Source organism: Bradyrhizobium sp. (assembly GCF_022844465.1).
In the GTDB taxonomy this organism is placed as follows: Bacteria; Pseudomonadota; Alphaproteobacteria; order Rhizobiales; family Xanthobacteraceae; genus Bradyrhizobium.
Genome location: NZ_JALHLP010000002.1, coordinates 255,153 through 268,213, shown reverse-complemented (window position 1 = coordinate 268,213; position 13,061 = coordinate 255,153). Strand labels below are relative to the sequence as shown.

Sequence of the window (13,061 nt, the reverse complement as noted above, 5' to 3'; positions counted from 1 at the left end):
CGCGCAGCGCCGGGTGAGGGGGCGTCTCCGCGAGTCCCTGTGTGGCGACCGCCCCTCACCCCAGCCCTCTCCCCGCAAGCGCGGGGCGAGGGAGAAGGAACCGCACATGGAGGAATACACGTGACGGAAACTGCGAGCAGCTACGTCTGCGGCGTCGCCGACGCGCCGCTCTTGGGCGACACCATCGGGCGCTGCCTCGATCAGGCGGCGGCGCGCTGGGGCGATCGCGAGGCGCTGATATCGCCGAGCCACGGCGTGCGCTGGACCTGGCGGGAATTTGCCGAACGCGTCGATGCGCTGGCGGCGGGGTTTCTCGCTCTCGGCCTCGAACGCGGCGCGCGGATCGGGATCTGGTCGCTGAACCGGCCGGAATGGACGCTGACGCAATTCGCCGCCGCCAAGGCCGGGCTGATCCTCGTCACCATCAACCCGGCCTATCGCCTCAGCGAGCTCGAATTCGCGCTCGGCAAGGTCGGCTGCGCGGCGCTGGTCACGGCGACCGCGTTCAAGACTTCCGACTATATGGCGATGCTGAACACGCTGCTGCCGGAGCTGGCGAAATCGCTCCCCGGCGAATTGCGGGCGGCTCGGTTGCCGCAGCTGCGCGCGATCATCCAGATCGGCGGGCCGAAATGCCCCGGCACAATCGCCTTCGCTGACGTGGCCGGCATGGGCGGGCCGCGGCACCGCGAGCAGCTTGCCGAACTCGCCGCCACGCTGCAGTTCGACGACGCCGTCAACATTCAATTCACCAGCGGCACCACGGGTTCGCCCAAGGGGGTGACGCTGACGCATCACAACATCCTCAACAACGGCTATTTCGTCGGCCGCGCGATGCGCCTGACCGAGCGCGACCGCATCTGCATTCCGGTGCCGCTCTATCACTGCTTCGGCATGGTGATGGGCAACCTCGCCGCCGTCACGCTCGGCGCGGCCATGGTCTATCCCGGCGAGGGCTTTGATCCCTTGGCGACGCTTGAGACCGTCGAGCGGGAGAAATGCACGGCGCTCTACGGCGTGCCGACGATGTTCATCGCCGAACTCGATCATCCCGAGTTCGCGCGGTTCGATCTGAAGTCGCTGCGCACCGGCATCATGGCCGGCGCGCCCTGCCCGGTCGAGGTGATGAAGCGCGTCAACAGCGCGATGAACATGGGCGAGGTGACCATCGCCTATGGCATGACCGAAACCTCGCCGGTGAGTTTCCAGAGCGCCACCGACGAGCCGCTGGAGCGGCGCGTCTCCACCGTCGGGCGCGTCCATCCCCATGTCGAGGTCAAGGTCGTCGATCCCGAGGGGCGCGTGGTGCCGCGCGGGATGCGCGGCGAACTCTGCACCCGCGGCTACAGCGTCATGCTGGGCTATTGGGACGAGCCTGAGAAGACCGCCGACGTGATCGACGCCGGGCGCTGGATGCACACCGGCGACATCGCCGTGATCGACGCCGAAGGCTATTGCAACATCGTCGGCCGGATCAAGGACATGGTGATCCGCGGCGGCGAGAACCTCTATCCGCGCGAGATCGAGGAATTCCTCTACCGCCATCCGAAGATCCAGGACGTGCAGATCTTCGGCGTCGCAGATGACCGCTACGGCGAGGAGCTCTGCGCCTGGATCCGGACCCGGCCCGGCGAGGCGCTCACGCCCGAAGAAGTCCGCGCCTTCTGCCACGGCCAGATCGCCCACAACAAGATCCCGCGCTACATCGAATTCGTCGAGGAGTTTCCGATGACGGTGACCGGCAAGGTCCAGAAGTTCCTGATGCGCGAGGCGGTGGAGGCGAAGCTCGGACTGCAGGCGGCGAAGACGGCGTGAACAAGGCGAGCATCTCGTTGCGCGGAAACTCAGGTCGTCATCGCCCGGCTTGACCGGCGATCCAGTACGCCGCGGCTTATCGGCTGAATCATCAGCGTCTCTGGAATACTGGATCACCCGCTTTCGCGGGTGATGACGACTGAACGGATGGGACGACCGAACACACCTTCGCAATCTCGCGGCGCATTTCGCCCGAGGACTGCTTTCTTTCGTCGGCCCTCTTGAATCAAGAGGGCGCAGGGAAAGCCGGATTGCCACGTCGGGCAAATCAGTGATTGGGGGGATCGCCTAATTGCAGATGCTGCGCCACTCATATCGCCGCGTCGCCGGATTGAGAACCTGCCGTTGCTCGCATTGCGAAGTGCCGAGCGGCGGCAATTGCAGCGGCGGAATCGGCGCGATGGATAGCGGCGTCAGCGGGCAGATCGTCAGCGGGCAGATCGGCGGCAGATCGATCGAGCTGCTACAGAGCGGCTGCATTTCTCCATCGACGCAGCGACAGACGCAGGATGCCTTTGCACTGGCGGTGAGAAGAACGCCGAAAGCAATCGCCGAGATCAGTCGTCGCATCTTTAGGCCTCCAGGCGCGGCATGGTTTCCTGGTCAGCGCGGCGCGCGGCCCGGCAAGCCGAACGAATTGGGCTGCCGCTCAAAAAGAAGCGTCTCGCAGGTTGCATAGCAGATCTCGCGGGGAAAACGAAGCACTCTGTCGTCGCGAGGTCCGCCGATAATGTTTCGCGATCGAGGGAAAGGCCGAGACGTGGATGCCCGGGTCAAGCCCGGGCATGACGATTGGACGGTCGTCTCGCCCCCACCCCTACACCGGCAGCCCGTGCTGCCCCGCCAATTCCTTCAGCGACACCTGCGGCCGGGCGCCGATGTGCTGGATCACCTCGGCTGCCGCCAGCGCGCCCAGCCGGCCGGCCGCCTCATGGCCGGCGTTGCGCACCAGGCCGAACAGGAAGCCGGCGGCGAACAGGTCGCCGGCGCCTGTGGTGTCGACGAGTTTTTCAATCGGGAACGCCGGCACCGCGACGACGCGCTCGGCGGACGCCACCACGCAGCCCTTTTCGCTGCGGGTGACGACACCGAGTTTGGTGTCAGCGCGCAATTGCGTGAGCGCAGTGTCGAAATCCGAGGTCTGGTACAGCGCATGCAGTTCGGCCTCGTTGGCGAACACGAGATCGACGGTGCGTTTTCGCATCAGGTCGAGAAACTCGTCGCGGTAGCGATCGACGCAGAACGAATCCGACAGGGTCAGCGCCACCTGGCGGCCGGCGCCGTGCGCGATGGTGGCGGCCTTGACGAAGGCCTGCTTGGCGTTCGCGGGATCCCAGAGATAGCCTTCGAGATAGACGATGCGCGAGGCCGCGACCAGGTTCTCGTCGATGTCGGCGGGGCCAAGCTCCTGCGCGGCGCCGAGATAGGTGTTCATGGTGCGCTCGCCGTCCGGCGTCACCAGGATGTAGGAGCAGCCGGTGGCGGGGCCACCGGCTGCGGCCTTGGTCGCGAAGGCGACGCCGGCGGCGCGGATGTCGTGGCTGTAGAGGCCGCCGATCTGGTCGTCCCTGACCTTGCCGATGAAGGCGGTGCGGGCGCCGAAGCTCGCGGTTCCGACGATGGTGTTGGCGGCCGAGCCGCCGCTCATCTCGGTTGCCGGGCCCATGTCTTTATAGATAGCGGCGGCGCGGGCCTCGTCGATCAGCGCCATGCCACCCTTGGTCATGCCGTGGCGGACCAGAAAGCCCTCGTCGGCCTGCCCCAGCACGTCGAAGATCGCGTTGCCGATTCCGAGAACATCGTATTTTGCGTCAGCCATCATCCGTCCTGTTTGCGGCGTTGGGGAAGGGGCCGCGGGCGGCCGGCAAGGCCTGCGGCCTACCAGATCGGCCCCGCGCCAGCAAGGCGAGCGGGATGGGCGATAGCCACGAACGCGTCATGCCCGGGCCTGACGAAGGAGGGACTCGTTTCCGAGGCGGGTGGTATAGAACCCGGCCATGATTCGCGCCTACCTCACGGTATCTTCGGGAACGCTGGCCTCGCGGCTGTTAGGCGTCGCGCGCGATTCACTGGTCGCGGCGCTGCTGGGCGCAGGGCCGGTCGCGGATGCGTTCCTGGCGGCGTATCAGCTGGTCAATGTCGTGCGGCGCAACCTGACCGAGGGCGGGCTGAGCGCAGCGCTGGCGCCGGCCTGGTTGCGCGCGCGCGCCAGCGACGGCGCCGATGCAGCCGCGGCGTTCGCCGGCCGCGTGCTGGGCACCGTCAGCACCGTGCTGATCGCAGCCACCGCGCTGCTGGCGCTGGCGATGCCGCTGGTGATCACCGCGCTGGCGCCGGGATTTGCCGGCCGCGAGGCGCTGCAGCTCGCGGTCGACAATGCGCGGCTGATGCTGCCGTATGTCGCCTTTGCCGGGCCGGTGACGGTCATGATGGCGCTGCTGAACGTGCAAGGGAAGTTCGTTCTGACCGCGTTCTCGCCGCTGCTGTTCAATCTGGCGCTGATCGCGGTGATGGCCGGCTTGCTGATGTTTCCGCAAGGCGCAGCCGACGCAGGACTTGTGATCGCCGCCACCGTCGGCATCGCCGGCCTGCTGCAACTTGCGGTGCTGGCGCTGGGCCAGGGCCGCGGCATCGCGTCGCCGTTGCGGATTTCGTTCGACGCCGGGATGCGCGGCTTTCTCGGCAAGGCGGCGCCGGGCATGCTGGCCTCGGGCGCGCCGCAGCTGTTGATGGTGGCGGGCGCGATCATCGCCTCGGCATCGCCGTCGGCGGTATCGTGGCTGTATTTCGCCAGCCGGCTGGTCGAGCTGCCGCTCGGCATGGTCGGCGCCGCCATCGGCGCGGTGTTGATTCCGCAGATGTCGCGCGCGCTGCAGGAAGGCGACCGCGCGGCGATGGCGCATGCGCAGTCGCGCGGCCTCGAACTTGGCGCCGGGCTGGCGCTGCCGGCGACGATCGGCCTGATCCTGCTGGCCGAGCCGATCGTGCGGCTGTTGTTCGAGCATGGCGCCTTCACCGCCGCCGACACCAAGAATACCGCCAGCGCGCTGGCCTGGCTGGCGCTTGGCCTGCCGGCGCATGTGCTGGTGAAGGCGCTGTCGCCGGCACTGTTCGCGCGCGGCGACACGCGCACGCCGATGCTGGCGACGCTGAAGGGCGTGGTGCTGGCGATGGCGCTGGCCTTCCTGCTCGGCCACTGGTTCGGCGCCGACGGCGTTGCCGCCGCGGTTGCGCTGGGCGCCTGGAGCATGGCGTTCAGCCTGATGCGCGGCCGCGTCGAGACCGCCAGTGTTTCGCTCGACGCCGCGGCGCGGCGGCGGCTGCCGCGGATCGCTCTGGCGGCGCTCGCCATGGGCGCGCTGCTGTGGTGTGCCGCGCGGTTGATCCTGGTGCCCGCAACGGCTACGCACAGCCTCGTGCAGACCGTCTTGCTGCTGATCCTGGTATTGGCGGGGATCGCCGCTTACGGCCTGCTGCTGCGGCTTTTCGGCGTCACCGGCTGGCGCGAGGCGATTGATGCCGTCAGACAAAACAAGCCTGTCGCCTTGCGCAGATAGCCGCTGCGTGGCAAACGACGGCGCGAAACAGGCATCCTCGGGAAGCTGACAATGGCTTTTGTTGAACGGGTATTTTCCGGCGTCCAGCCGACCGGCAATCTGCATCTCGGCAACTACCTCGGCGCGATCGTCAACTTCGTCAAGCTGCAGGAAACCCACAACTGCGTCTATTGCGTCGTCGACATGCACGCGATCACGCACGGCATCGACGTCTGGGGCGGCCCGGCCGAGCTTGCGCGCAACACCCGCGAGGTGACGGCTGCCTTCATCGCCGCCGGCATCGACCCGAAAAAGCACATCGTGTTCAACCAGAGCCAGGTTCACGAGCACGCCGAGCTGACCTGGCTATTTAACTGCGTGGCCCGGATCGGCTGGCTCAACCGCATGACCCAGTTCAAGGACAAGGCCGGCAAGGACCGCGAGAACGCCTCGGTCGGGCTGTACGATTATCCGGTGCTGATGGCGGCCGACATCCTGGTCTATCGCGCGACCCATGTGCCTGTCGGCGAGGACCAGAAGCAGCACCTGGAGCTGTCACGCGACATCGCGCAGAAGTTCAACAACGACTTCGCCGATTCGATCCGCGGCCAAGGCTTCAACGATGGCTTGTTCTTCCCGTTGCCGGAGCCGCTGATCACCGGGCCGGCGACGCGGGTGATGTCGTTGCGCGACGGCACCAAGAAAATGTCGAAATCGGATTCCTCGGACAATTCGCGGATCAACCTCACCGACGACGCCGACACCATCGCGCAGAAGATCCGCAAGGCAAAAACCGATCCGGAACCGCTGCCGTCGGAAGAGAAGGGCCTCGAGACCAGACCCGAGGCTGACAATCTCGTCGGCATCTATGCCGCCCTTTCCGGGCGCAGCAAGGCCGGTGTGCTCGGCGAGTTCGGCGGCGGGCAGTTCTCCGGCTTCAAGAGCGCGCTGGTGGAATTGTGCGTCACCACACTGGCGCCGATCGCCTCGGAAATGAAGCGGCTGGTCGCCGACCCCGGCCATGTCGACGCCATCCTGATCGACGGCGCCGAGCGCGCGCGCGCGATCGCCGCCGAAACCATGAACGCGGCCAAGGACATCATCGGCTTCATCCGCAAGACCTGAGCGGCGCATTTGAGAACGCTAGGTAGGGGAACCGCGACGCCGCTTGTCGAAGCCGGCCGCGACGTGGCAGCATGCGGCGGTTTGGCGCAGCACCGGAACATGCATGACCACCCAGCGGCGAAGCTACGAGGCCGGCCACACCCCAAAATGCCTCGTGATCGTTGACGACACCGCCGAATGGGACCGCGCGGTCTATTACGCCAGCCGCTGGGCGATCAGGGTGGGCGGCGGCGTGGTGATGCTGCGCATCATCGAGATCGAGGACCAGAACCAGCAATGGCTGGGGGTCGCCGACATCATGCGCGCCGAGGCGGTGGAGGCCGCCAACGAGGCCCTCGATCGCGCGTCGGGCCGCGCCAACGGGATCACCGCGATTACGCCGGAGCGGGTGATCCGCGAGGGCGATCCGACCGCCCAGATGCTCGACGTAATCGAGGGGGACGTCGATATCGCGATGCTGGTGCTGGCGGCCAATCCGGGCCCGGAGGGGCCCGGCCCGCTGATCACTATGATCGCCCAGGCCGCCGGCGCGTTCCCGATTCCCGTCACCATCGTCCCCGGCGACCTCAGCGACGCCGACATCGACGGCCTGTCTTAACCATTTGACGCGTTTCCCGACGCTAACCGGCAGGCGGCTTCGCTTGGGAATGCCCTGCATTTTCGTCCCTTGACCGTGCGTTGGCCGTCGCCATCTGCTAAGAGAAGCTCACCGCGCCGGCCTTGAACCGGCGACGCCGGAGAAGAAAGCCAATGTTCATACAGACCGAAGCCACGCCGAACCCCGCCACCCTCAAGTTCATTCCCGGCCGAACCGTGCTCGACACCGGCACGATGGAATTCGCCAACCGCGAGGCGGCCGCCCGCTCCCCGCTCGCCGAACGGCTGTTCGGGGTCGCCGGCGTCACCAGCGTGTTCTACGGCGCGGATTTCGTCACCGTGACCAAGGCCGACGGCGACTGGCAGCACCTGAAGCCCGCCATCCTCGGCGCCATCATGGAGCACTATATGTCGGGCGTACCGCTGCTGGCGGACGGGGCGGCCGGCAATGACGAGGCGGCAGACGAGGAAGAGGAATTCTACAACGAGGCCGACGCCGACACGGTCGCGACCATCAAGGACCTGATCGAGACGCGGGTGCGGCCGGCGGTCGCCAATGACGGCGGCGACATCACCTTCCGCGGCTTCAAGGACGGCGTCGTCTATCTGAACATGAAGGGCGCCTGCGCCGGCTGCCCGTCGTCGACGGCGACGCTGCAGCACGGCATCCAGAACCTGCTGAAGCACTTCGTGCCGGACGTGGTCGAAGTCCGGCCGATGTAGGCCCGGCCAACCCTCCTTTTTTGTCGTCCTGTCCGGCAAACTCGCCGATCCCCTCGGTGGATTTGCGCGCCGCCGATAAATGCCGTGCTCTCCCCACGCAAAGCTGTGTCGGCCGCGCTGGAATGGGCTATAGGCTTTGTCGATGCTTATCCTCGCTATCGATACGGCGCTCGACGCCTGCGCGGCGGCCGTGCTCGACACCGACGCAAACCGCCTGCTGGCCGAAGAATCGCAGGCGATGAAGCGGGGTCACGCCGAGGCGCTGATGCCGCTGATCGCGCGGGTGATGCAGGCGTCGGGCGCTTCCTTCGCGGCGCTGGATCGAATCGCGGTGACGACCGGCCCCGGCAGCTTCACCGGATTGCGGGTCGGCCTTTCCGCCGCCCGCGGCCTTGCGCTCGCCGCCGGCAAGCCGGTGGTCGGGCTGACGACGCTGACCGCCTTTGCCGCCCCCGCCGTCGGCGAGAATGCCGGATCGCCGGTCATCTCCGCAATCGACGCGCGGCACGACCACGTTTATTTCCAGGTGGTGGGCGGCGACGGCAGTTCACTGATCGCGCCAAAGCTCGCGCCGGTTGCCGAGGCGCTGGCAGCTTTTCGCTTCGGTGCGCCGCATCTGGTCGGCAACGCCGCCGGAATTCTGGCCGACCGCTGGCCGGCCGACGCGCCACCGCCGGTCAGGATCGACCCCCTGCCCGCGCCCGACATCGCCTGGGTGGCGTGGCTCGGCGCAGCGGTCGATCCAAAGACGGCGCCGGCGCGGCCCTATTACCTGCGCGCACCCGACGCCAGGCCGTCAACCAACCCGCTGCCCGTCGCGGCGCCCGCATTATGACGGCGTGGCTCGCCAGATGGTGGGGCGGCGGCACCGCCGTGGTCGAGCCGGCGGGCCTGCGCGACGCGGCGCGGCTGGCGCAACTGCATGGCGCATCGTTTCATCGTGGCTGGGGCGAAGCCGAATTCGAGGCGATGCTTGGCGAGCGCAACACCTTGGTTCATCGGCTGAGATCGGGACGCCATATCATCGGCTTTGCGGTGTCGCGGCTGGCCGCCGACGAGGCCGAGCTATTGTCGATCGCCATTGATGCGGCCCAGCGTGGCCGCGGCCTGTCGCGCAACCTGCTGCTGACCCATATGGGCCATCTTGCCGGGCGCGGCGTGCGCCGCGTCTTCCTTGAGGTCGAGGAAAACAATCAGCCGGCGCGGAGGCTGTACGAATCGGCCGGATTCGCCGTCGTTGGCCGCCGGGAACGCTATTACCAGCAGCCCGGCGGCGAGCAATTGAACGCGCTTCTGATGCGGCGCGACTTGTCGTAATCTGCGCGCGGTGGCACAACAACCCCGACCCGCCGTTCCAAGGCCTGCAAACCATGCCCGCACTCAAGTCTTCGCCTGCGCACAAGAATACCGGCATCGAGGCGCGCTGCGCCGCCACCGGCATGCGCATGACCGAACAGCGCCGCGTCATCGCGCGCGTGCTGGCGAATTCTGCTGATCATCCCGACGTCGAGGAGCTGTACCGCCGCTGTGTCGCGGTCGACGACAAGATATCGATCTCGACGGTGTATCGCACCGTCAAACTGTTCGAGGACGCCGGGATCATCGAGCGACACGACTTCCGCGAGGGCCGGGCGCGCTACGAGCAGATGCCCGACAGCCACCACGACCATCTGATCAACCTGCGTGACGGCAAGGTGATCGAGTTCACCTCCGAGGAGATCGAGAAATTGCAGGCCGAGATAGCCCGCAAGCTCGGCTACCGGCTGGTCGATCACCGGCTGGAACTGTATTGCGTCCCGCTCGACGACGAGAAATCCTGAACCGCGTGCAGGTACCGCTTCAGAACACCCGGCAGGCCTTCGACCTCATCATTTTCGATTGCGACGGCGTGCTGGTCGACAGCGAAGTCATTTCATGCCGCGCGCATGCGGAGACGCTCACGCATCACGGCTATCCGATCACGGCCGAACAGGTGCTGACGCGTTTCCTTGGCGTCTCCGACCGCGAGGCCCGGCTGGCGATAGAATGCGAAATGGGCCGGAAGCTGCCGGACGATTTTGAAGCGCAGATGAAACAAGCCGCCTTGCAACGCTATGCGAGCGAGCTTTCAGCCATTCCGTTCGTCGGCGATGCGATTGCCGCGACTGGCCTGCCCCGATGCGTGGCGTCTAGTGGGACGCCGGAAAAGATCAGCCACGGCCTGACCTGTGCAGGGCTCTACGATCTGCTCGCGCCGCATATTTTCTCAGCCACGCAGGTCCAACGCGGCAAGCCGGCCCCGGATCTATTCCTGTTCGCCGCCGAGCAGATGAAAGCTCGTCCACAACGCTGCCTCGTGATCGAGGACAGCGTGCCTGGCGTCACCGGCGGCCGCGCGGCCGGGATGACCGTGCTCGGGTTTCACGGCGGCAGCCATTGCCAGGCGGGCCATGCCGGGTTGCTGAGCGCGGCCGGGGCCACCGCCGTCTTCGACGACATGCGGCAATTGCCAGGGTTGATCGAGCGGATCGGGGCGCAAGCGTGAACTAGCCCTCTTCACCCGTCATTCCGGGGCGATGCGACAGCATCGAACCCGGAATCTCGAGATTCCGGATTCGCTTCGCGCCCCGGAATGACGGCCCGTATCATGCTGGATTTTCGCGGCTTTAGGCTATATCTGACCTCTACGCCGCAAAGGCGCCATTCCACACCACCCGGGTTCCATGAAGCCGCCGCGCAAGCTGCATATCAAGTCCTATGGCTGCCAGATGAACGTCTACGATGCGCAACGCATGGTGGACACGCTGGCGCCGGAGGGTTTTGTCGAGACAGCCAGCGCCGAGGATGCGGACCTGGTGATCCTCAACACCTGCCATATCCGCGAAAAGGCCTCTGAAAAAGTCTACTCCGAACTCGGACGGCTGCGCGTGGCCAAGGAAACGGCGGCGCGCCAGGGTCGCCAGATGCGGATCGCGGTCGCCGGCTGCGTCGCGCAGGCCGAGGGCGAGGAGATCATCCGCCGCGCGCCGGTCGTGGACGTCGTGGTCGGGCCGCAGAGCTATCATCATCTGCCGCAACTGCTGGAGCGGGCGAAAAGCCAAGGCCGCGCGATCGAGACCGAATTCCCCGCCGCCGACAAGTTCGGCTTCCTGCCAAACCCCGAACCGGACGCGATTCGGGCCCGCGGCATCTCCGCCTTTGTCACCGTGCAGGAAGGTTGCGACAAGTTCTGCACCTTCTGCGTGGTGCCCTATACGCGCGGCGCGGAAGTCTCGCGCCCGGTGGCCAGGATCATCGACGACGTGGCGCGGCTGGCCGACAATGGCGTCCGCGAGATCACCCTGATCGGGCAGAACGTCAACGCCTATCACGGCGAGGGGCCGGACGGCCGAAGCTGGCCGCTCGGCCGGCTGCTGCACCGCCTCGCCGAAATCGACGGCATCGCGCGGTTGCGCTATTCGACCAGCCACCCCCGCGACGTCGACGATTCGCTTGTATCGGCCCACCGCGATCTCCCCGCGCTGATGCCGTTCGTGCACCTTCCGGTGCAATCCGGCTCAGACCGAATCCTGGCTGCCATGAACCGCAAGCATACCGCCGATGATTATCGCCGCGTCATCGACCGTTTTCGCGACGCGCGGCAAGGCATTGCGTTTTCATCGGATTTTATCGTCGGCTTCCCCGGCGAAACCGCGGAAGAATTTGCCGCGACCCTCGCGCTGGTCTCGCAAATCGGATACGCTGCGGCTTATTCGTTCAAGTATTCGCCGCGGCCGGGCACGCCGGCGGCGGACATGCGGGAGACGGTGTCAGCGGCAGAGATGGACGAGCGATTGGTGCAACTCCAGGAATTGATCGACAGCCAGCAATCGGCCTTCAACAAGGCGATGATTGGCAATACCGTCGATGTGCTGTTCGAACGCGCGGCCCGCAACCCCGGCCAGATCGTCGGCCGCACCGGCTACCTTCAGCCCGCGCATGTGTTCGCCTCGCCTGACATCATCGGACAGGTGCTGCCGGTCAGGATCGAGAGCCTGGAGCGATACAGCCTGCTCGGCCAACTCGCCGCGCGGCCAATGGCGACTGCACGCTCGCCGATGACCGATACGCCTGAATTGAGCATATCTTCTCAGACGATCATGGGAGCCTGAACCCTTGCCAAAAAGCGCATCGGATTCGCCTTCGCTCGCTCCCAGCCGCAAGTTTGACCGCGACATGCAGATCCCGCCCGAGACCCAGGTCGTCATCGACTTCGACGACAACCGCGCCGCTTCCGCGCTGGTCGGCCCCTACGGCCAGAACCTGGCGCTGATCGAACGGCGACTCGGCGTCGTCGTCGATTCACGCGGCAACCACATCAGCATCGCCGGCTCGCGCGACGGCTGCGACGCCGCGCGGCGGGTGCTGGAAACGCTTTATTTGCAGGCGACGCAGGGACAGGACCTGGCGCAGGGCGATGTCGAAGGGGCGATCCGCGCGGTGCTGGCGCAGGGCTCGCTGTTCGAGTTCGACCCCAAGGCCGCCAAGACCGCGTTCGAGACCATCAATCTGCGCAAGCGCCCGGTGCGGGCGCGCACCGCCGCGCAGGATTGCTACATCCGCGCGTTGAAGCGCCACGAACTGGTGTTCGGCGTCGGCCCCGCCGGCACCGGCAAGACCTGGCTGGCGGTCGCGCACGCCGCGCAATTGTTCGAGCGCAAGGAAGTCGACCGCATCATCCTGTCGCGGCCCGCGGTCGAAGCCGGCGAGCGCCTCGGCTTCCTGCCCGGCGACCTGCGCGAAAAGGTCGATCCCTATCTGCGCCCGATCTACGACGCGCTGTACGACCTGATGGACTCGCGGATCGTCGAGCGGGCGCTGCAGGCCGGCGAAATCGAGATCGCGCCGCTGGCGTTCATGCGCGGCCGCACGCTGACCAACGCCGTCATCATCCTCGACGAAGCCCAGAACACCACGACGATGCAGATGAAGATGTTCCTGACCCGGCTCGGCGAGAACAGCCGCATGATCATCACCGGCGATCCCACGCAGGTCGACCTGCCGCCCGGACAGGCCTCGGGACTTGCCGAGGCCGTCAGGCTGCTCGACGGCGTCGAGGGCATCGCGCAGGTCAAATTCACCGCCGAGGACGTCATCCGCCATGAACTGGTGGCGAGGATCGTCGCCGCCTATGAGGGATTGCCGCAAAAACCCGCAACCGGCAAACCTTGACCGTGTACCCTTCGACCGCGGGCCCGCCGCGGGCAGGCCCCGGCGGCAACCCTGGTAATGCCATGCAAAGGCCTG

At 66.5% G+C, this 13,061-nt stretch carries 13 protein-coding genes; 11 read left to right on the top strand and 2 right to left on the bottom strand.

Annotation, left to right across the window (positions count from 1 at the left end; translation table 11 throughout):
• The first annotated feature begins 120 nt into the window (after positions 1-120).
• Positions 121-1,815 carry an AMP-binding protein gene (locus Q0D31_RS07510; RefSeq protein WP_291847754.1) on the top strand — a complete coding sequence of 565 codons (1,695 nt, stop codon included), beginning with the start codon at positions 121-123 and terminating at the stop codon, positions 1,813-1,815.
• 288 nt (positions 1,816-2,103) lie between these two features.
• Here the strand turns inward: Q0D31_RS07510 and Q0D31_RS07505 are convergent, their stop codons facing one another.
• Both Q0D31_RS07505 and Q0D31_RS07500 read right to left on the bottom strand, forming a co-directional pair.
• Positions 2,104-2,385, bottom strand: coding sequence for a hypothetical protein (locus Q0D31_RS07505; protein ID WP_291847751.1), 282 nt, complete (start codon positions 2,383-2,385; stop codon positions 2,104-2,106).
• A gap of 247 nt (positions 2,386-2,632) precedes the next feature.
• Entirely contained in the window at positions 2,633-3,634 is a 1,002-nt protein-coding gene (locus tag Q0D31_RS07500; RefSeq protein ID WP_291847749.1) for an adenosine kinase, read from the bottom strand.
• Positions 3,635-3,812: 178 nt separating this feature from the next.
• Here Q0D31_RS07500 and murJ point away from each other — a divergent pair, with 178 nt between their 5' ends.
• From murJ to Q0D31_RS07450, 10 genes are all read left to right on the top strand, one after another.
• The gene (gene murJ / locus Q0D31_RS07495) at positions 3,813-5,372 is read left to right on the top strand and encodes a murein biosynthesis integral membrane protein MurJ (protein ID WP_291847746.1); all 1,560 of its coding nucleotides are present in this window, start codon (positions 3,813-3,815) and stop codon (positions 5,370-5,372) included.
• A 51-nt stretch (positions 5,373-5,423) separates the two neighbouring features.
• On the top strand, positions 5,424-6,476 hold the full coding sequence (gene trpS / locus Q0D31_RS07490) for a tryptophan--tRNA ligase (RefSeq protein WP_291847743.1): 1,053 nt from the start codon (positions 5,424-5,426) through the stop codon (positions 6,474-6,476).
• A 103-nt stretch (positions 6,477-6,579) separates the two neighbouring features.
• On the top strand, positions 6,580-7,074 hold the full coding sequence (locus tag Q0D31_RS07485; RefSeq protein WP_291847740.1) for a universal stress protein: 495 nt from the start codon (positions 6,580-6,582) through the stop codon (positions 7,072-7,074).
• 152 nt (positions 7,075-7,226) lie between these two features.
• Entirely contained in the window at positions 7,227-7,796 is a 570-nt protein-coding gene (locus tag Q0D31_RS07480) for a NifU family protein (protein WP_291847738.1), read from the top strand.
• Positions 7,797-7,938: 142 nt separating this feature from the next.
• Complete coding sequence (tsaB, locus tag Q0D31_RS07475; RefSeq protein ID WP_291847735.1) at positions 7,939-8,631, top strand: tRNA (adenosine(37)-N6)-threonylcarbamoyltransferase complex dimerization subunit type 1 TsaB; 693 nt, start codon at positions 7,939-7,941, stop codon at positions 8,629-8,631.
• Positions 8,628-9,113: a ribosomal protein S18-alanine N-acetyltransferase gene (gene rimI, locus Q0D31_RS07470; protein WP_291847732.1), complete on the top strand. Its 486-nt coding sequence runs from the start codon at positions 8,628-8,630 to the stop codon at positions 9,111-9,113. Before tsaB ends, rimI begins: the two co-directional genes overlap by 4 nt.
• A 53-nt stretch (positions 9,114-9,166) precedes the next feature.
• Positions 9,167-9,616, top strand: a complete 450-nt coding sequence (locus Q0D31_RS07465) for a Fur family transcriptional regulator (protein ID WP_291847729.1) — start codon at positions 9,167-9,169, stop codon at positions 9,614-9,616.
• Between the two features lie 5 nt (positions 9,617-9,621).
• Complete coding sequence (locus Q0D31_RS07460) at positions 9,622-10,320, top strand: HAD family hydrolase (protein WP_291847727.1); 699 nt, start codon at positions 9,622-9,624, stop codon at positions 10,318-10,320.
• A 178-nt stretch (positions 10,321-10,498) separates the two neighbouring features.
• Entirely contained in the window at positions 10,499-11,926 is a 1,428-nt protein-coding gene (gene miaB, locus Q0D31_RS07455) for a tRNA (N6-isopentenyl adenosine(37)-C2)-methylthiotransferase MiaB (RefSeq protein ID WP_291847724.1), read from the top strand.
• Positions 11,927-11,930: 4 nt separating this feature from the next.
• Complete coding sequence (locus Q0D31_RS07450; RefSeq protein ID WP_291847721.1) at positions 11,931-12,986, top strand: PhoH family protein; 1,056 nt, start codon at positions 11,931-11,933, stop codon at positions 12,984-12,986.
• Positions 12,987-13,061 lie beyond the last annotated feature (75 nt).